Source organism: Nocardioides korecus, from assembly GCF_054778395.1.
Window position 1 is genome coordinate 23,046 of sequence record NZ_BAAGZO010000006.1, and the last position, 18,400, is coordinate 41,445.

At 73.0% G+C, this 18,400-nt stretch carries 16 protein-coding genes; 6 read left to right on the plus strand and 10 right to left on the minus strand.

Annotated features, from left to right (window positions below; all coding sequences use genetic code 11):
* Window positions 1-114: 114 nt before the first annotated feature.
* From ACYVDA_RS12770 to budC, 3 genes are all read right to left on the minus strand, one after another.
* Window positions 115-855 carry a hypothetical protein gene (locus ACYVDA_RS12770; protein ID WP_460818750.1) on the minus strand — a complete coding sequence of 247 codons (741 nt, stop codon included), beginning with the start codon at window positions 853-855 and terminating at the stop codon, window positions 115-117.
* Window positions 852-1,319: a hypothetical protein gene (locus ACYVDA_RS12775; RefSeq protein WP_460818751.1), complete on the minus strand. Its 468-nt coding sequence runs from the start codon at window positions 1,317-1,319 to the stop codon at window positions 852-854. The genes ACYVDA_RS12770 and ACYVDA_RS12775 overlap by 4 nt, the downstream gene beginning before the upstream one ends.
* A 443-nt stretch (window positions 1,320-1,762) precedes the next feature.
* Complete coding sequence (gene budC / locus ACYVDA_RS12780; protein WP_460818752.1) at window positions 1,763-2,578, minus strand: meso-2,3-butanediol dehydrogenase; 816 nt, start codon at window positions 2,576-2,578, stop codon at window positions 1,763-1,765.
* A 766-nt stretch (window positions 2,579-3,344) separates the two neighbouring features.
* On the opposite strand from budC, the gene ACYVDA_RS12785 reads away from it, so the two are divergent.
* On the plus strand, window positions 3,345-4,214 hold the full coding sequence (locus ACYVDA_RS12785; protein WP_460818753.1) for a hypothetical protein: 870 nt from the start codon (window positions 3,345-3,347) through the stop codon (window positions 4,212-4,214).
* Between the two features lie 610 nt (window positions 4,215-4,824).
* On the opposite strand, the gene ACYVDA_RS12790 is transcribed toward ACYVDA_RS12785, so the two are convergent.
* The gene (locus tag ACYVDA_RS12790) at window positions 4,825-5,133 is read right to left on the minus strand and encodes a hypothetical protein (RefSeq protein ID WP_460818755.1); all 309 of its coding nucleotides are present in this window, start codon (window positions 5,131-5,133) and stop codon (window positions 4,825-4,827) included.
* A 145-nt stretch (window positions 5,134-5,278) separates the two neighbouring features.
* Window positions 5,279-6,220: a right-handed parallel beta-helix repeat-containing protein gene (locus ACYVDA_RS12795; protein WP_460818756.1), complete on the minus strand. Its 942-nt coding sequence runs from the start codon at window positions 6,218-6,220 to the stop codon at window positions 5,279-5,281.
* Between the two features lie 168 nt (window positions 6,221-6,388).
* Here ACYVDA_RS12795 and ACYVDA_RS12800 point away from each other — a divergent pair, with 168 nt between their 5' ends.
* From ACYVDA_RS12800 to ACYVDA_RS12810, 3 genes are read left to right on the plus strand one after another with little or no spacing between them, the layout of a single operon-like run.
* The gene (locus ACYVDA_RS12800) at window positions 6,389-6,625 is read left to right on the plus strand and encodes a DUF3099 domain-containing protein (protein WP_460818757.1); all 237 of its coding nucleotides are present in this window, start codon (window positions 6,389-6,391) and stop codon (window positions 6,623-6,625) included.
* A gap of 46 nt (window positions 6,626-6,671) precedes the next feature.
* The gene (locus ACYVDA_RS12805; RefSeq protein WP_460818759.1) at window positions 6,672-7,184 is read left to right on the plus strand and encodes an SRPBCC family protein; all 513 of its coding nucleotides are present in this window, start codon (window positions 6,672-6,674) and stop codon (window positions 7,182-7,184) included.
* Window positions 7,181-7,693 carry a MaoC family dehydratase gene (locus ACYVDA_RS12810; protein WP_460818760.1) on the plus strand — a complete coding sequence of 171 codons (513 nt, stop codon included), beginning with the start codon at window positions 7,181-7,183 and terminating at the stop codon, window positions 7,691-7,693. Before ACYVDA_RS12805 ends, ACYVDA_RS12810 begins: the two co-directional genes overlap by 4 nt.
* A 10-nt stretch (window positions 7,694-7,703) precedes the next feature.
* On the opposite strand, the gene ACYVDA_RS12815 is transcribed toward ACYVDA_RS12810, so the two are convergent.
* The 5 genes from ACYVDA_RS12815 to ACYVDA_RS12835 all read right to left on the minus strand — a co-directional run bounded on the left by ACYVDA_RS12815 (window position 7,704) and on the right by ACYVDA_RS12835 (window position 17,701).
* The gene (locus tag ACYVDA_RS12815) at window positions 7,704-10,085 is read right to left on the minus strand and encodes an ATP-binding cassette domain-containing protein (protein WP_460818761.1); all 2,382 of its coding nucleotides are present in this window, start codon (window positions 10,083-10,085) and stop codon (window positions 7,704-7,706) included.
* Between the two features lie 108 nt (window positions 10,086-10,193).
* The gene (locus ACYVDA_RS12820) at window positions 10,194-12,962 is read right to left on the minus strand and encodes an alkaline phosphatase family protein (RefSeq protein ID WP_460818762.1); all 2,769 of its coding nucleotides are present in this window, start codon (window positions 12,960-12,962) and stop codon (window positions 10,194-10,196) included.
* Window positions 12,963-13,015: 53 nt separating this feature from the next.
* Window positions 13,016-14,464, minus strand: coding sequence for an ABC transporter permease (locus ACYVDA_RS12825; RefSeq protein WP_460818764.1), 1,449 nt, complete (start codon window positions 14,462-14,464; stop codon window positions 13,016-13,018).
* A complete protein-coding gene (locus tag ACYVDA_RS12830) occupies window positions 14,461-15,483 on the minus strand; it encodes an ABC transporter ATP-binding protein (protein ID WP_460818765.1) in 1,023 nt (340 codons plus the stop codon). Before ACYVDA_RS12830 ends, ACYVDA_RS12825 begins: the two co-directional genes overlap by 4 nt.
* A gap of 127 nt (window positions 15,484-15,610) precedes the next feature.
* Window positions 15,611-17,701: a hypothetical protein gene (locus ACYVDA_RS12835; protein ID WP_460818766.1), complete on the minus strand. Its 2,091-nt coding sequence runs from the start codon at window positions 17,699-17,701 to the stop codon at window positions 15,611-15,613.
* Window positions 17,702-17,925: 224 nt separating this feature from the next.
* Between ACYVDA_RS12835 and ACYVDA_RS12840 the strand changes: the two genes are divergently transcribed.
* Both ACYVDA_RS12840 and ACYVDA_RS12845 read left to right on the plus strand, forming a co-directional pair.
* A complete protein-coding gene (locus ACYVDA_RS12840; protein ID WP_460818767.1) occupies window positions 17,926-18,057 on the plus strand; it encodes a hypothetical protein in 132 nt (43 codons plus the stop codon).
* A 12-nt stretch (window positions 18,058-18,069) separates the two neighbouring features.
* Window positions 18,070-18,396, plus strand: coding sequence for a hypothetical protein (locus ACYVDA_RS12845; RefSeq protein WP_460818768.1), 327 nt, complete (start codon window positions 18,070-18,072; stop codon window positions 18,394-18,396).
* Window positions 18,397-18,400 lie beyond the last annotated feature (4 nt).

Genomic DNA, 18,400 nt, shown 5'->3' on the forward strand with positions numbered 1-18,400 from the left:
CAGGTTGGGCCGCCGACTCGTCCACCGCGGGCGGCATCGACGGTGATGACGTAGGCGACCACGCTCAAGGTCAGCATGAAGAGAGGTTGACCCGGAGCAGCGCGGGCGCCGTCCTCAGGTGAGCCCGGCGGCGCGCTCGAGCCTCTCCAGGGCGCCCGCTGCGCCCGGCAGTCCCATGGCGCGGACGTCGGCACGGCACGCCTGGGTCATGGCTCGCAGGCGCTGCCTGTCTTTCTTGGTCGCGGGGGTCTCGCGGAAGTCCCGGGCAGCGATCAGGGCGGCCAGGCAGACGAAGTCGAGGCGGTGCCGACCGCGGGCGGTGTCGCCGCCGGCGGTGTGCGCCGAACCCTTCATCACCAGAGCGCCGACCAGGTTGGGCCGCAGAACCCCACCGGTCCTGCCGTTCACCACGACGGTGACGGTCTCGCTGCGGGCCAGGGCCTGGGTGCCGCCGGGCGTCGGCAGGGTCGGCGCGCCTCCGGCGCCAGGCCGGTCGCTGGCGCGTTCTCCCACGCCGTCGGGCAACAGGACGTCGATCTGTGCGTCCGCCCGGCGCCAGCGGTGCTGCAGTCCCTCGCCGGAGGTGTCGGGGACGAAGCCCAGGTCGAGAAGCACCTGGGTGAAGGAGACCAGCATGTTCGGCTCGGCGCGCACGTCGACGACGGCGTCGATATCGTCGGTCGGCCGCTGGGGGGATGCGCCGCGCTCGGCGCAGTGCAGGTGCACGAGCTGACCGCCGACGAGGGTCCAGCCGTCCGGGAGGCGCTCGTAGAGATCCATCAGGCCGAACCACGACGCTGCCTGGGCAGCCGACATCGCGGGCATGACGACCGGCTCCAGCGGAGCGGTGCTCACGCTGGGTCCAGGTTGGCCAGGAGGTAAACGAGCTCAGCCGCCCTGGCCTCCTCGCGAGGGCGCCGGTGCTCGGCGAGGTCGACAGCGAGCACCAGTCGACTGCTGACCGCCTGGCGGGCTGCCCGCCAGTGCTCGGAGTCGCCACTGGGTACGACGTGCAGGAACACGTTCGCCTCCGACTCCCTCACCTCCGCTAGCAGGTAGTCGTCCGCCAGTGGCCCCAGCTCGACCTCACAGACGTAGCCCTCGACGACGACGCCGGAGGCGATGCCCGACTCGGGCAGCGACAGCCCGGACAGCTCCAGACGATCGTCGGCGCGCAGATCGTCCAGGTCTCGCGGCGAGGCGGAGTACGCCCGGCGGGCGGCTCGGTTGCGCAGCAGGACCCGCAGGTTGGTCGCCGCGCGATCAGACCATTCCTCCGCTGATGGACCGGCCGGCTTCACCCGGACCTGCTCAAGCACGTCCCTCAGGCGCGCCTTCGAGCGGGAGCGGACCGCGGCAGCGACTCGGTCGAGCAGGGCTGATGCGGGGTCCTTCGCACCCTCCGCTCGGCTCTCCCAAGCTGCCGCTGCACCGATCAGCGCCCACGCTGAGTCGTGTGACACCGGGCGACCGCGACGGCGCTCGCTGAGACCGATCAGGTCGGCCTCGTCCAGGAGCCACCTCCCGCCGACCTTCTCCGCGCGCAGCGAGCCGTCCGCGATGCGCTGACGTATCCGGCGCTCGTCGACACCCAGACGTTCCGCGACCGCGGGAAGGCTCAACAACATGCACACAACACTACCGCTAACCGGATGTTTGTGTACCAGGCCTACGGTCCCGGAATGGACGTGTGCGCAGGAGAGGGGTGCAGCAACTTGCTGCGGCGTAGCGGCCGGGGCATTGCGGGCGGCAGGTCCAGAGTTTAGTGCGCTTGGCCGGTACTGGCGGTGGTGCCGCCGTCGACGGCGAGGAACGCGCCGGTGATGTACGCGGCGTCGTCGCTGGCGAGGAAGAGGACCGCTGGCGCGATGTCCGCCGGTCGTCCCGGGCGCCCCAGGGCGATCCGGTCGACGGACTTCGCCAGTGCGTCCTCGTCCTCCTCGACGGCGCGGGTGAGGTCGGTGATGGTGAGCGCGGGTGCGACGGCGTTGAGCCGCACCCCACGGGGGCCGTAGTCCAGGGCGAGGGACTGGACGAAGTTCATGATCGCCGCCTTGGTCGCGTTGTAGGCGGCTTGGCCCCAGTCGCCGCGCAGCCCTGACACCGAGCCCACGACCACCAGGTTGCCGCCTGAGCGCTCCAGCTCCGGCAGTGCATGGCGGGCGACGTGGACGAAGCCGTCGACGTTGGCCGACCGGATGGCCCGCCACCCGTCGAGATCGAGCTCGTCGAAGTCACCGCTGGTGTACGCCGCGGCGTTGTTGACGACAACGTCGAGCGCGCCGAACCGGTCTACCACGGCGCGGACCATGGCGGCGGCGGAGTCGTCATCGCTGACGTCCGCCTCGACCGCAAGCACCCGGTCAGCCGGGTGGCCGGCCAGGGCCTCGGCGAGTTTTGCTCGTCGTCGGCCGCTGACAGCCACGTTGGCGCCGTTGGCCAGGAACGCTTCGGCGATGGCCCTGCCGATGCCGGTGCCGCCACCGGTGACGAGCACGGTTCGTCCCGTGAAGGCGTAGCTGTTGGCGGTGGCTCCTGGGCCTGCGGTGCTGCTGTTCTCGGTCGTCTCGGTCACCATGTCGGTGCCAACCGAGCGAAGGCCAGAGTTTGTTCCGGGCAGCAACGTCCTTGCACCGCAGATCTGCGTCGCAACCAATAGGCGCCCGGCACTGGGGTCACCCTGCCAGAGGCTAGGCGCTTGAGCACGAGGGTCTTCGGAACGGGGTGGGCAACCGGGTCGATGTCGCAGCTTGCCGCACCTGACCCGGGCTCGCGGGTGATCGGCCGACGCAGCCCTCTTCAGCGGCCCAACGGGGGCCGGCAGACGCTGTCAAGAGGCAGCCGTCTGCTTGGAGGTAGGGCCCGCCGAATTGTGGTTGGGGAGGGCAGACACGCATCTGACCTGCGGGAATTGCGTAGTCTCTCGACGTCAAGACACACGTGACGGAGGGCGATCTGACGCATGACGGGTAGTCCCGACCTTCCCCGAAGGCACAGGTCAAACCCTTCTGTAGTTATCCCACAAGAAGAAGAACCCGTCAGCCCGAGACTGGCGGGTTTTTCGATTTCCCTGGGTTTGTCCTTCACGGCGCCCGGATCGCGGGACCCGCACGTCTGTCGGCGGTCTGCCGGTCAGCGTCGGCAGGACGTGCTTCACGGTCCGCCGCACGGCGACGATCGGACCGCTCAGCGCGACGACAACAGGGGGGTCGGTAGCCGACCCGGTGGGCCGTCCGTCTTGACCACCGCCTCGCGGTCTAGTCCGTCGTTTCGCCACTGCATCGAAATCGACTCATGTTGCCTACAGTCGCGCTGCAGTTAATTGACCCCTTGTGGAGGACTGAGTGAAGCGAGTCAGCATGCCGGCGGCGATCGTTGCTGTGGCGATAACGGCGGTGGCTGCCGGTGGGACAGTCGCCATCGCCGACACCTCATCGGATTCGATGGTCTACGCCTGCTCCTCCAACGCCAACGGCGTGATGCGAGCCGCGCAGTCCCCCGCCAGCTGCACGAAGAACGAGACAGCCATGTCGTGGAACAAGGTGGGTCCGGCCGGACCCGCGGGTCCTGCCGGAGCCGCTGGCGCGAAGGGTGCTCAGGGCGACAAGGGCGACACCGGCCCGGCAGGTGCCGCCGGTCCCACCGGAGCCCCTGGCCCGAAGGGCGACACCGGCCTGACTGGCGCCGCTGGCCAGAAGGGCGACCCGGGCGCTGACGGCGCAAGGGGTGCCCCTGGGCCGAAGGGCGATGCCGGTCCGAAGGGCGATGCCGGCGCTGTTGGCGCTCCGGGCCCGGCCAGCCCGGCCGGCTCCGCCGGCTCCGGTGACCTCAACACGCTCCAGGGCAGTGCCTGCACCATCCAGGGACTGGCCTCGACGATCGACGTCAGCATCGACCAGACGAGCGGCGCGGTGTCGATCTTCTGCAAGGCGCCGTCACTCGTGCTCGCATCGAGCTTGTCCAAGTGCAGCACTGGCTCGTGCTGGGGGGCGGTCACCGGGTCGCTGCTGAAGCCGGGCGCGTCCGTGATGCTCACGCGGCAATCGCTGGTCGACGGAACACTCGGTCCGACGAACATCGGGACGGTAGCCGCAGACGGGACCGTCTCGATCCCCGGCGCGATTCGCTGCGGTATCAACGACGCATTCGCCGACGTGGTCACGACGAGCGCGGCCGGAAGATACATCCGGGCGCACGCCAACGCTCAGTGCTAGTTCCCGACGGCTGCAGACGGTGGGTGGCTGCCGCTCGTGCAGCCGCCCACCGACCGATCCGGGCGACGAGATCGACCGACCGGCCACCTGGAGCCTCGACCGCCGTACGTCGACGCTGAGAGAGAAGAACCCGTCAGCCGAGGCTGGCGGGTTCTTCGCCCTCTCCCCGGACGCAGGTCGTCGGTCGAGCTGGGCCGCCAGGCCCGTCGCCGAGACCATGCACGCCGACACGAGCCCGCGATCCGACGAACGTCTCCTCCCCGCGGACGAAGCGGGCACACGCCTGCTGCACGGATGATGGTCGAGCCCCGAGCCAGGCGCTGACGACCACGGCCGAGTCGCCGGCCCCGCGGTGCCGCCGGCGCGGCTCGCGCTCCTGGTGGCAGTGCGCACGAGCCCTCCAGCGCGACGGCCAGTCCGCCTGCGGACCTGAGACGAGCTCGTCCCGCCGTTCAACGACGCTGAGATCGCCGGATCGACCGGGGCCAGTGCACTCAACGTGCATCCAGTGCAGTCGCCTGACCATCAACTGCACCGATCCTGCTGGACATGGTCTGGTCCACTGTCGGTCCGTGCCGCGCATGCAGTCGTCACGGCCCGACGACCCCTGTCAGGCGACCCTCGCCCCCAGGGCGAGGTCGAACCCGGCGCCGTTGCGCGCCAGGCCCATCAGCAGCAGCCCGGCCGACTCCAGGAGGGCGGCGGCCTGCAGCCCTCCGGTGTCGAAGAGCGCTGGCGCCGCGGTGCGACCGGCGCGGGGGCACCTGACCGTGATCCGCGTGCTGACCCCCGAGTCGTCGGGGGCGTGGTTGCTGAAGGTCGACCACCGGGCCCGCCCACCAGGTCGAGTCGGACCACGCCGTGCCGGTGTCGCCGACGCCCCTCGCCCCACGTGCCCCGCGGTGAGCTGCTGGCGCACCCGCTACTTCGCCATCACGGGGCCGGCCCTGGTGGTGATCGTCTTGGCGTGGAACGTCGTGCGGCTCTGCTCCGTCCCACCGCTGTCGCCCGTGGCAGCCACCACGCCGCAGGCTCGACGGGCGACGAGGGGGCACCCGTTCGTGCTACCGGATGCAGTCGGGGGTCTTGGTGACGTAGGTGTTGTCGGCCCAGATGTTGTCCCCGCAGTTCGCGTGGTTGTCCCCGAGGTCGTAGCGCGCGTTGTGGAGAGCGGTGTTGTGGGTGATCACGTTGTCGTAGGCGCCGAGACCGGCCGAGATGCCGATGTTCGCGTTGGTGTTGCAGGTGTTGTCGTGGATGTTCATGTCGTCGGTGTGGATGTAGCCGAAGCCGGCGTACACGTCGCCGAGGTTGATGCCTGCGTCGCCGTTGGAGGAGCAGGTGTTCGAGGCGATCTCGATGCGGATCGCCTGGGTCACGTGGATGCCGTCGCCGGAGTTGCTGTTGGTGGTGTTGCCGACCAGCGTGTCGTCGTGGGCGGCAGGCGATCCGAGGAGGATGCCGGTCGCGCCTCCCGACGCGTTCACCCCGCTCACCGTCGAGTGGTCGGCGGCACGGACGACCACGCCCGCGTCGTGGTAGCCGACCGCGGTGCCGGGTCCGCTGACGGCGACGTTGCTCACCGGCGCGGCGACGTCCGGCCCGATCAGGAAGGCGTCGCTGAGGCTGGTGACGGTGTGCCCCTGCAGGGACACCGCGACGTTGCTCGCGGCGATCGTGACGGCCGGTGCGGGGCCGCAGCTCAGGTCGCGCGTCACAGCGTACGTGCCCGGCGTCGAGATGACGTAGGCGCAGGTCGCGATGGGAGTCGCGGGGGGCGTCAGCGTGCCGCCATGCACTGCGTAACTGACGCAGTCGCCGGTGTTGCGGAACGGCGTCTGGTCGGATCGCCGCACGTGCTGGTAGCCGTCCTGCTGGCACGAGCGTGCCGCCGCCGAGCTGCCGGGGGTGGCGGACGGGGGGCCAGCCGCCGTCGCGACGGGGGAGGTGCCGAGAGCGAGGACCGCACCCAGACCGAGGGCGACGAGGCGGTGACGTCGGGACATGCGTGCTCCAGGGGACCGGGGGTCAACGGGTTGCCCGAGCGCCTGCACCCACTGCTCGAGTGGGGCCCACGGGTGCGCTGACAGTACATTCGTTGCGGCTCTCTGGCAACGAATCTCGCACTGGTGCTGCGATGGTCTGGTCCACCGGCACCGCGTACGGTCCTGAGCGTGGGACGACGGGAGAAGCCGGTGAGCCTCACCGACGCGCGACCGGGGCTCAGCGCACGGCAGGCGCAGCGCAAGCGCCTCTACTTCGCGATCATGGGGCCCGCGCTGGTGCTCATCGTCCTGGCGTGGAACGTGGTCCGCCTCTACTCCGTGACGGCGGCGGTGGTGATGTCGGCGGTGGCCGCGGTCCTGCCGCCGGTCGCCGCGATCGTGGCGAACCGGCACGGGGACGGCTGACCTGTCGAGCCGCGAGCTTCCGCCCGCCCTCTCCTAGGGTGGGCGGATGAGCGCCGACAGCGAGCAGGGACCCCGCAGCCACCAGGACTCCGTGGAGGTGGCGGCCCCGCCCGAGGCCGTCTACGACGTGGTCTCGGACATCACGCGCACCGGGGAGTGGAGCCCCGTCTGCACGTCGTGCTGGTGGGACGACGAGGCCACGGCGGGCCAGGTCGGCTCGTGGTTCACGGGGCGCAACGAGCTGCCGACCCGCACCTGGGAGACCCGGTCGCAGGTCGTCGCGGCCGACCGGGGCCGTGAGTTCGCCTGGCAGGTGGGCGGCGACCTCGTGCGCTGGGGCTACCTCCTGACCCCGACGGCGACCGGCACCACCCTGACCGAGACCTGGGACTTCCTCCCCGGGGGGATCGCGATGTTCCACGAGCGGTACGGCGACGACGCGGCCGCCCAGATCGCCGACCGCACCCGACACGCCCTCGACGGCATCCCGCGGACGCTCGCCGCGGTCAAGGGCGTCGTCGAGTCCGAGGCGTCGCGACCCGGGTCGGCCCCGGCGTGACCGGAGCGCTGGCCGGCGCCGACCTCGCCGCGCCGGTCGAGGACCGGTGGTTCGAGGACTACGCCCCGGGCGCCGTGTGCGAGTACGGCCACGTCGGGCTCGACGAGGCGGAGATCGTGGAGTTCGCGCAGCGCTACGACCCCCAGGCCATCCACGTCGACCCGGCCTGGTCGGCCACGGGGCCGTTCGGCGGGCTGATCGCCAGCGGGGTCCAGACGGTCGCGGTGTCCATGCGGCTCTACGTCGACCACTACGTCTCGCGGGTGGCCAGCCTCGCCTCACCCGGGCTCGACGAGCTCCGGTGGCCCCGACCCGTCCGTCCCGGGGACCGGCTGCACGTCCGGGTCGAGGTGGCGCAGGCCCGGTTGTCGCGGTCGCGCCCGGACCGCGGGCTGGTGCACTCGGCGGTGACCGCCCTGAACCAGTCCGACGAGCCGGTGCTGACCTTCACGGCCATGAACTTCTTCGCCGTGCGCCCGCTGGGCCCGGGCGAGGGTCACCCCGGCTAGCGACGGGCCCTCACCCCCGGGCGTACGCCGCGAGGTGCTGGCCGGTGAGCGTCGAGGCGTCGGCGACGAGGTCGGCAGGGGTGCCCTCGAAGACGACCCGACCGCCGTCGTGCCCGGCGCCGGGACCGAGGTCGACGACCCAGTCGGCGTGGGCCACGACGGCCTGGTGGTGCTCGATGACGACGACCGAGCGGCCGGAGTCGACGAGGCGGTCGAGCAGGGCGAGCAGGGTCTCGACGTCGGCCAGGTGCAGGCCGGTGGTCGGCTCGTCGAGGACGTAGACGTCGCCGGCGACACCCATCTGGACGGCGAGCTTGAGCCGCTGGCGCTCACCGCCCGAGAGCGTGGTCAGCGGCTGCCCGAGGGTGAGGTAGCCGAGCCCGACGTCGGCCAGGCGGTCGAGCACCGTGCTGGCGGCGGGCGTGCGGGCCTCGCCCTCGGCGAAGAAGGCCTGCGCCTCGGCGACCGAGAGGGCCAGCACCTGGGCGATGTCCAGGCCGGCGAGGGTGTGCTCGAGGACCTCGGCCTGGAACCGCTTGCCGCCGCACTCCTCGCACGGCGACTCGACGGTCGCCATCACGCCGAGCTCGGTGAACACGACGCCGGCGCCGTTGCAGGTCGTGCAGGCGCCCTCGGAGTTGGAGCTGAACAGCGCGGGCTTGACCCCGTTGGCCTTGGCGAAGGCCTTGCGCACCGGCTCGAGCAGCCCGGTGTAGGTGGCTGGGTTGCTGCGGCGCGACCCCTTGATCGCGCCCTGGTCGACCACCACGACGCCCTCGCGGCCGGCGATCGAGCCGTGGACCAGCGAGCTCTTGCCCGACCCCGCGACCCCGGTCACCACGCACAGCACGCCGAGCGGGAGGTCGACGTCGACGTCGCGCAGGTTGTGGGTCGCGGCGCCGCGGACCTCCAGCTGCCCGGTGGGGGTCCGGACCTCGGTCTTGACCCCCACCCGGTCGTCGAGGTGGCGGCCGGTCAGGGTGTCGCTGCGTCGCAGGTCCTGGACCGTGCCCTGGAAGACGACCTCGCCACCGTCGCGGCCGGCGCCGGGCCCGAGGTCGACGACGTGGTCGGCGATCGCGATCGTCTCCGGCTTGTGCTCGACGACCAGCACCGTGTTGCCCTTGTCGCGCAGGCGCAGCAGCAGGTCGTTCATCCGCTCCACGTCGTGCGGGTGCAGCCCGATGGTCGGCTCGTCGAAGACGTAGGTGACATCGGTCAGCGGCGACCCGAGGTGGCGGATCATCTTGGTGCGCTGGGCCTCGCCGCCCGAGAGCGTGCCGGCCGGTCGGTCGAGCGAGAGGTAGCCCAGGCCGATGTCGACGAAGGAGTCGAGCAGGTGCCGCAGGCCGGCCAGGAGCGGGGCCACCCCGGGCTCGTCGAGGTCACCGGTCCAGGCGGCGAGCTCGCTGATCTCCATCGCGCACAGGTCGGCGATGGTGCGGCCGCGGATCCGCGACGCGAGCACCGCCGCGGTCAGGCGGGTGCCGCCGCACTCCGGGCAGGCCTGGAAGGTCACCGCGCGCTCGACGAACCGGCGCACGTGCGGCTGCATCGCCTCGACGTCCTTGGACAGGATCGACTTCCGCATCCGCGGCAGGATGCCCTCGAAGGTGAGGTTGACCCCCTCGACCTTGATCTTGGTGGGGGCCGCGTGCAGCATCGTGTCCCGCTGGCGGGTCGTGAAGTCGGCGACCGGCACGTCCATCGGGAGGCCCATGCCCTCGAAGAGACGGCCGTACCACCCGTCCATCGAGTAGCCGGGCACCAGGATCGCTCCGTCGCGCAGGGACCGCTGCTCGTCGTACACCGCGGTGAGGTCGACGTCGCTGACCGCGCCGGTGCCCTCGCAGCGCGGGCACATCCCGCCGAGGTAGACCGCGTCCTTGACCACGCTCCGCTCGACGCGACCGCCGCGGTCGGTCGACATCACGCCGCTGGCCGTGCGGGTCGGCACGTTGAAGGAGAACGCCGTGGGTGGGCCGACGTGCGGGTCGCCGAGCCGGCTGAAGAGGATCCGCAGCATCGCGTGGGCGTCGGTGGCGGTGCCGACGGTGGACCGCGGGTTGGCGCCCATGCGCTCCTGGTCGACGATGATCGCGGTGGTCAGGCCCTCGAGGTGGTCGACCTCGGGCCGGGCCAGGCTGGGCATGAAGCCCTGGACGAAGGCGCTGTAGGTCTCGTTGACCAGGCGCTGGGACTCCGCGGCGATCGTGCCGAAGACCAGGGAGCTCTTGCCCGAGCCGGAGACGCCGGTGAACGCGGTGAGCCGGCGCTTGGGCAGGTCGAGGCTGAGGTCGCGCAGGTTGTTCACCCGCGCGCCCTGCACGCGGATCAGGTCGTGGGCGTCGGCCGGGTGCTCCGGTGGGGTGGCGGGGTCGGAGGTGCTCACGCCAGCGATGGTCCCAGGTCGACCGGTCCCGGGCCAGGGACGCCCGGACGCGGACGAGGGCCCCGGGGAGACCCCGGGACCCTCGTGCGGGTGGTGCGGCGTGGAGCGTCAGTCGCCCTCGGGGGCCGGGATCGCGCCACCGGGGACCTGGTCGGGCGTGTAGACCTTGGCGTCGCCGGGGTAGGGCGTCTTCCAGTCGTGCGCCTGGTACCAGGTGTAGCGGTTCATCTGCTCGGGGTGGGCGTAGTCGGGCCGGGCCTGGCGTCCGGTGAAGTGCTGCTTCTGGGCCCACCGGCCCCAGGCGTTCGCCACCGGCTTCTGGGCCGGAGCCACGACCGGCGCCGGGGGAGCGTCAGCCGGGGTGTCCGCCCCGCAGGCCGGTGCCGGGTTGACGTTCTCGGTCAGCGGGATCTGGTTCGGCACCGCGGTGAAGGGCCGGGTGTCGGCCTTGTTGGTGAAGGCGTCGAACATCGGGCTGGCCGCGGCCACCTTCTGGTTCAGCGGGGTCGCGCCGAGGATCTGCTCGATGGTGCGGACCATCGAGATCTGGGAGTAGTACGTCGACACGGTCTTGCCGTGCACGGCGTACGGGCTGATCACCTGGATGGGCGCCCGGTGGCCGTCGACGTGGTCGACGCCGGCCTGGCTGTCGTCCTCGACCACGAAGATCGCCGAGTCCTTCCACCACTTCGAGTGCGAGATCGTGTCCACGACCCGGCCCACCGCGAGGTCACCGTCGGCCACCGCCGCCCGGGGCGTCGAGGGGCCACCGGTGTGGTCGCTGGAGAGCCAGAGCATCTGGAAGGCCTTGGGCCCCTGCTGGGTGAACTCCTGCTTCCAGATCTGCTCGCGGTAGATGTCGGGGATCGAGAGGTCGAACGGCGGGGAGGTCGGGTTGCTGATCTTGTTCAGCGACGGGATCACCGAGCCGTAGTTGCCCTTGAGGTCCGGGGTCGTCAGCTGGGCGGGGTCACCGCCGGCCTCCACGCTCTTGGTGGCGCAGTAGTACTGCTGCCAGGTGCCGGCCGGCTTGCCCTCGGTGTACTCGAACTCGCCGTAGTTGCGCGAGGAGGCGCCGGCTGCGAGCGCGGCGGTCCAGAGGAACCCGGAGCGCTGGTGGCCGAGCACGTCCTCCTCGGTGTCGTAGGAGCGGGTGTACTCCCCGGCGCTGGACTCGGTGTACTCCGGGTCGTCGCCCTGCATCAGCCAGTTGTGGCCCTCGGCGGAGTTGGTGCCCACGTCGTAGGTGTTGTCGTAGAGACCGAACTGCCGGGCGAGCGCGTGCTGGTTGGGCGTGGTCTGCTGACCGAACTGCGCCAGGGTCTTGTCGCCGTTGCCCTCGGGCATGTCGCCGTAGACCTGGTCGTAGGTGCGGTTCTCCTTCACGAGCAGGAAGACGTGCTTGATGCTCGAGGGGTCGCCGAGGCGTCGCGGCACCGCCACGGCGCCGCGACGGCCGCCCTTGGCCCGCTCGTCGTCGCGGCCACCGGAGGTCCAGCCGTTCTGGTCGAAGACCCGACGGGTCCAGCGGCTGCGGATCTCCTGGTCGCTCGGGAGGGTGAAGCGGGTCAGCGAGGCGGTCGTCCCGTGGGTCCCGTACGCCGTCGCCGGCGTCGTCCCGAAGCCCTGCTTGGAGGTGATCTGCTGGCCGCGGGCGTCGATGCCGCGACGGTTCGCCACGAGCGTCTGGCCGCCCACGCTGAAGACGTCCTCGGGGTAGTAGTCGGTCGGGACCAGCCCGACGTAGCTGACCGGGTCGAGCGCCCCCTGCCCCAGGCGGTAGACCGCGACGGCGTTGGCGCGGCCCAGGCTGACCAGGAGGCGGCCGCCCTGCACGGTGATGCCGGTCGGCTCGTAGCCCACGGCCGACCCCCGCCACGGCTGGGTCGAGATCGTCTGGACGACCCTGTCGCGACCGGTGTCCACGACCGAGACGGTGTCGTCGTTGGTGTTGGCGACGTACAGCACCTTGCCGGCGGCGTACATCGACGTGGGGTGCAGGCCGGTGCCGATCGTGCCCACCGAGGTGCCGGCGGGGTCGATCACGCTCAGGGTGCCGGTGGTCGAGGTGCCCAGCGTGGGGTCGGCCGGCACCGCGGTGCCGTAGGAGTCCTGGGTGGCCTCGCCGGACGTGGCGCGACGCCCGCCCTCGTTGCTGACGTAGAGCTTGCCGCCCACGAGCTCGACCTGGCGCGGGGCGATCCCGACGGGCCAGGTGCGCGTGACCTGCGTGGTGGTGGTGTCGATGGCGACCACGCTGTTCTGGCCGTTGAGGGCGGCGTACAGCGTCCTGCCGTCGGGGGAGAACGTCATGCCGCCGGTGAGGGCCTGGGCACCGCCGACGGTGGGCAGGGCGATCTTCGTGGGGCTCGACAGCTTGCCGTCGGGACCGACCGCGAACCGGGTGATGCCGGTGGCGTTGGGCATGTAGAGGAACGCGCCGTCCGGGGAGTACGCCGGACCCTCCTGGCCCACGGTGTTGTCGGTCAGCTTCAGGTCGGCGTCGGCCGCGGAGCCGGCCCGCTGGACCAGCCGGTAGGTGGACAGGTCGAAGACCTGCAGCGAGATCGAGCGGTCGTTGGCGGTCGCGGTCAGGAAGCGGCCGTCGGGGCTGACCGTGCTGCCCATGAACTTGCCGTACGGCGTCGACAGCCGGTCGCCGAGCGGCTGGAGGACCTGGTCGGAGGAGATCTGCAGGCCCGCGGCGTACTGCTGGCCGACCTGGTGGTCGGCGAACATCTCGGTCGTGGCGTAGGCGGTGCCGCCGCCGATCACCGCGAGGACCGAGGTCCCGGCGAGGACGATCCTGGTGCGTCGGCGTCCCAGGAGCCCGGAGCGGGTCCGGGGGAGGCGCGTGCGCTGGCGTACTGCGTGCATGGTGGGTGGTTCCCTTCGCAGGTGGACGAGTGGTGCGGGTGGAGCTCGGTGGGTCAGAGGAGGTCGACGTGGCCGTCGACCTGCCACAGGGGGTTGGGTGCGTCGCCCCAGGGGGTGCGCACGGTGAAGCTGCCGTTCACCTCCTTGGGTCCGTCGCCGTCCGCGACCCAGCGGCCGTCGGCGGCGACGTCGAGGCTGAACGTCGCGTAGCCCACCGCGGTGGACCCCGGCAGCCGCCACGAGACGGTGCAGCGCCAGTCGTGACCCGGGCCGGAGTCGGCGACGCGGGGGCCGCCCTTGTCGCAGCTCGCGGTCGACCGGAGCTGCCGCTCGGTCACGTCGGGGCGGTGCAGCTCAGCGGTCTGGAGCCGGTAGAGGTGCGCGAAGGCGGTGGCCGTCGACTGCTCGAGACGGGCCCGGGTGATCCCGGACGGCCCGCCCGGCCCGGTGAGACCGGCCAGCGTGGCCAGGCCCGGGACGGCCACCGAGCCCAGGGCCACGAGCGCGACCAGGGGCAGCCAGGCCACGAGCTGGGTCCGGGGTCCCGGACCGGTGGGCGAGCCGAGGTCGCGCCGCACCAGCACGGCGTACGCCGCTCCGGTCGCGACCGCGGCCCACACCAGGCTGACGGCGATCCCGACGACCAGCTGACCGGTCTGCGCGGGGGAGGTGAACAGCCCGCGCCAGGCCAGGAACGCGTTCGAGGGCAGCGCCAGGCGGACCCCGACGGGCACGGGCAGGACGAGGACGAGGCCGCTGACCAGGGCCAGCACGGCGGGGGCGAGCAGCCCGACCGGCGAGCGGCCCGCGGCGACCGAGCCGAGCAGCCCCACGCAGGCCAGGGCCAGGGTCGGGGCCAGGACGCAGACCCAGGCCAGGGCGACGGTGCGGGCCGCCTCGCCGGTGCCGATCGACCGGCCGTCGAGACCCACCAGCGGGTGGTCGCCGGAGGCCACCAGTCCGCCGACCGTGCCGGAGACGGCCAGGGCGGTGACCAGCAGCAGCACCACGAGCAGGGCGGCCAGGACCTTGGCCGCGAAGACCCTGCGGGGCGAGCGCACCGTGACGACGAGGTGTCGCCAGGTGCCGAGCCGGTCCTCGACGGCGAACACGTCACCGGCCACGAGCGAGGTCAGCAGCGGGAGTCCCCAGCTGCACGCGACGGCGAGCACGACCAGGGAGCCGGCCCAGCCGCTGCTCGGCAGCCAGCGCCCGAAGACGGTGTCGGTGGGCAGGCCGGCCTGGTGGGAGACCACGCCCACCAGCACGCCCGGCAGGACCAGGCAGGCCACCAGCACGACCCGCACCCGCCACTGGCCGAGGATCTTGGCCAGCTCGAAGCGCAGCACCGGCCCGAACGGCGCCGCGCCGGACCGGGGGCGGACGGGCGCGGTCGGGGCCTGGGTCGGAGCGGGGCCGGCCCCGTCGCCCGCGACGTGCCGGGCCGGGGAGCCGGGGGTGTCGGTGCGGCTCCCGCCGAGCCCGTCCAGGGTGGCGCTCACGCCGCGTCCCGCCCGTCCGGGCCGGTGGGACCGGGGGCCGCGCCGGCAGGACCGCCGAGACCCTCGGTGCCGGGCCCGCCGGTCAGCGTGAGGAACGCCGCCTCCAGGGGCGGGACGACCGGGGTGAGCTCCCGGACCGCGATGCCGGCGTCGACGAGCCGGGCGACGAGGACGTCGCGCGCGGCGGCCGCACCGCGGAGCACGAGCGCGTCCCCGGGGCCGTCGAGCACCTCCAGCCCGCGGGTCCGCGCCGCCAGGCGTCGCGCCCGGACGGGGTCGGTGGTGCTGAGCCGGTGGTCGACGTCGCGGCCGAGCGAGGCCAGCCGCTCGACCGGGCCGGAGAAGGCGACCCGACCGGTGCTCAGCAGGGTGACGTCGGTGCACAGGGCCGCGAGGTCGTCCATCCGGTGGCTGGACAGCACGACGGCGACGCCGTCGGCGGTCAGGCCCCGCAGGAGGGCGTCCACCTGCCGCGTGCCGGCGGGGTCGAGGCCGTTGGCGGGTTCGTCGAGGACCAGCAGCCGTGGCCGGGTCAGCAGGGCCGCGGCCAGCCCGAGCCGCTGGCGCATGCCCAGGGAGAACCCGCCGACCCGGGCGTCGGCCACCTCGCCCAGCCCGACCTCCTCGAGCGCGGCGACCACCCGGGCGGCGCGTCCGCGGCGCCGTTCCCGACCGGCGACGCCGCGCAGCGCGTCCACGGCCTCGAGGTTGGCCCGGGCCGTGAGCGCCGGGTAGAGCCCGGGGCCGTCCACGAACCCCGCGACGCCGTCGGGCACGCCACGACCCCACCCGCGCGCGGTCCCGGTGCCGCAGCGCTGGCCGAGGACCTCCAGGCTCCCGGAGCGGGCGGTCGAGACGCCGAGCAGCAGGCTGAGCAGCGTGGTCTTGCCGGCCCCGTTGGGACCGACGAGCCCGTGCACCCCGCCGGCGGCGACCTCGAGGTCGACGCGGTCGAGGGCGACCACGTCCCCGTGGTGGACCGTGATCCCGCGGGCTCGGACGGCCGGGGTGCGGTGCATGGGCGTTTCCTCCCTGCTCGACGACGCCGCGACGCTAGGGACGGGGTCCAGCCGTCAGGGATCGTTGAGGAGAACAACCGACCAACGCTGCGCGAGCAGCAGGCGGTGCGGTCGACGTCAGGCGGCGTCAGGCGGCGGCCGGCGGGCGCGGCAGGGTGCGCGAGGCCAGCAGGGTCAGCAGCGGGGCCAGGAGGAGCAGGCCCGTCGGTGGGATCCCGGTCCCGGAGTCCTCGGACACGAAGGCCAGCAGCCAGCAGAGCACGACCGCGGCCAGGCCCGTCCCGAGCAGGGGGTACGCCGCGAGCAGGTCGCCCAGCGGCCGCGCGACCCACCGGGGCCGCACCAGGAGCGCCAGCAGGACGACGACCAGCGCGAGGACCGAGGCGTTCCACCACGACGAGGTGAGCATGATCCAGTTCAGCCGCACGACGTCGACCAGACCGCCGAGGTTGCCGTTCAGCACGTCGGCGACGGTCGTGCCGATGTGGGTGCGCTCGCCGACCGGGCGCAGGTAGTCGAGCGCTCCGAACCCGACCGCCACCACCCCGGTCAGCACGACGACCGCGGCCAGCACGCGCGCCCGCAGCCGCACCCCGGCCACGTGCAGGGCCAGGAACGAGAACGCCGGCACGAGGGCGAGCATCGCCCCGGCCTTGGCGCCCCACCACGGCACCGAGTCGACGACCAGGGTCACCGTGCCGACGAGGACGACGGTCGCGACCGCGGTGCGCCGGTGCCCGCGCAGCAGCAGCCGTTGGGCGTACGCCGTGGCCATCAGCAGGGAGGCGGTCAGCCACACGGCGGCGCCGACGTTGCCCATGCCGAAGTAGCGACCGCCGTACGCCGGCTGGAGCCCCATCACCGAGACCAGCTGGAGCGCCGACCCGCGGAGCACGTCGACGCCGATGACCACCCAGGTGGCCGTGATCAGGAAGGTCGTGGGGCCGGTCGGCTCGCGCCGCCACGGTCCGGCCAGGGCCAGGGTGGCGAGGAGGGCGGAGGCCACCACGACGGCCAGGCACAGGGCGGTGCGCGGGTGGGTCGTGCGCCACCAGGGGACGGTGCCGGCCAGGAAGGTCGCCACGGGCATGGAGGCGCACATCGCGCCGACGAGCGCGAACCACAGCCGCAGCCGGCGGTGGTGACGGCGCCCGTGCGTGTCGGGGTGGCGCGCGAGCACCAGCCAGCGCAGCACCCCGGCCAGCAGGACCGCGAGGCTGCCCCCGAGGAAGAGTCCGAAGAAGGTCGGGACGAAGGGGTGCTCGACGTCGAGGGCCTCGCTGAGGTCGTGCACGGACGCGACCGCCGCCGCGGTCGGCAGGGGCTGCACCGTGGGGAGGCGGCCGATCCGCAAGGTCGGGGGCGTCGGCAGTCGGTCCAGCAGGAGGGCGCTGAGGTCCGGCACCGTCACCAGGCCGCGCTGCCGGGTCGACCCCGAGGTGAGGACGCCGTGGGGCACCCCGGGGCCCGCGACCACCAGCGTGTGCACGGTCGTCGGGCCCGTGTCGTCACCGGTGCCGGCGACCACCACGGTCGCGTCGGTGGGCAGACGGGCCAGGAGACCGCCCAGCACGGCGTCGTCCCACGCGGGCAGCGAGACCAGGCTGACCGGGCACGCACCCAGGTCGAGCGAGGCCGGGTCGGGGGTCCAGGTCGCCACGGTGCCGTCGGTCGCGGCGGCCCCCAGCGCTGCCGCCGGGCCCGCGGCGGCGACGCACTGCCCGGTGCCGGCCAGCCGCGAGGCCACCGAGCCTAGGGACGCCGGGGGGCGCGCGTGCAGCAGGACCCGCCGCCAGGTGGACCAGGGCGGTGCGACCCGGGCCGCCGAGGCCGGGGGCGCACCCGCGACCACCTCCGGGGGCGCGGTGCAGCGACCGGGCGCGTGACCGGTCGTCGCGGCCGAGCCCGCGGACAGGGTGAGCCAGGTGTCGGTGGTGCAGCTGTGGTCGGTCGAGGCGCGGGTGGTGAGGGTGCCCACCGCCCCCCGGCGCACGAGCGAGAACAGCGCCGGGTCGTGCTGCGGGTCGACCGACCCCCAGGCCAGCCGCGTGGCGCCGACCACCACGACCGAACCGGGCTGGGTCACCGGTGCGCCCGGCTCGGCGTGGGCCGACGGGACGGCGAGCAGGACGGCCGCGAGGGCCACGAGCGCGAGGAGCAGTCCGGTGGTGCGGTGGCGGTGCCCACGACCCGTCCACCACCGCCAGACCTCCACCACGTCCCCAGGGTGCCCCGCCCACATGACCCGGGCCTGAAGGTCGGGTGACCGGGGCCTGGCGGGCAGCCGCTTGCCCGCGGACCTAGCCTGGCGGGCACGGCCGACCCCGGGGGTCGGCCCGTCCCGCGTGGGGAGAGCGCGGGCGGTGCTGAGGCGAGGACGGGTGAGGGCATGGCCGGACGACCGGGCTGGAGAACGGCACCATCCTCGACCGCGACGGCAACGTGCCGCCGCGCGTCGTCCACTCCGGGTTCAAGGCGCTCAAGCCGGTCGCGACGGTGACGCAGTACGTCGACCTGTGGGAGAAGCTGTGGGACGACGACTACGTCGCGGCCCACCAGGCCATGATCGGCTAGGCCAGCGACCACGTGCCGTTGCCCGGCGGCGTGGCCCGCCAGCTCTCGCAGATGGTGCGCGACAACGCCTTCACCACCGACCAGCTCGTCGTCGGGGGTGACCGGGTGCACCTGCGCGACCTGCGGGTGCCGTTGATGAACGTGCTGGCCAAGCGCGACCACATCGTCCCGGAGGCGTCCGCGGGGCCGCTGCTCGACCTCGTCGGGTCGCCGGACAAGGACGAGATGCGCCTCGAGGGCGGCCACGTCGGCCTGCTGGTCGGCCGCACCGCCGCCCGCACGACGATCCCCGAGATCATCGCCTTCCTGCGCCGGGCCAGCGGCAGCGAGGCGCCCTAGGCAC

What these genes read in the sequence shown, in the direction of transcription:
- budC (WP_460818752.1), bottom strand. Translation starts at nt 2,578, where the DNA reads ATGGTGACCGAGACGACCGAGAACAGCAGCACCGCAGGCCCAGGAGCC.
- ACYVDA_RS12795 (WP_460818756.1), bottom strand. Translation starts at nt 6,220, where the DNA reads ATGTCCCGACGTCACCGCCTCGTCGCCCTCGGTCTGGGTGCGGTCCTC.
- ACYVDA_RS12805 (WP_460818759.1), top strand. Translation starts at nt 6,672, where the DNA reads ATGAGCGCCGACAGCGAGCAGGGACCCCGCAGCCACCAGGACTCCGTG.
- ACYVDA_RS12820 (WP_460818762.1), bottom strand. Translation starts at nt 12,962, where the DNA reads ATGCACGCAGTACGCCAGCGCACGCGCCTCCCCCGGACCCGCTCCGGG.
- ACYVDA_RS12830 (WP_460818765.1), bottom strand. Translation starts at nt 15,483, where the DNA reads ATGCACCGCACCCCGGCCGTCCGAGCCCGCGGGATCACGGTCCACCAC.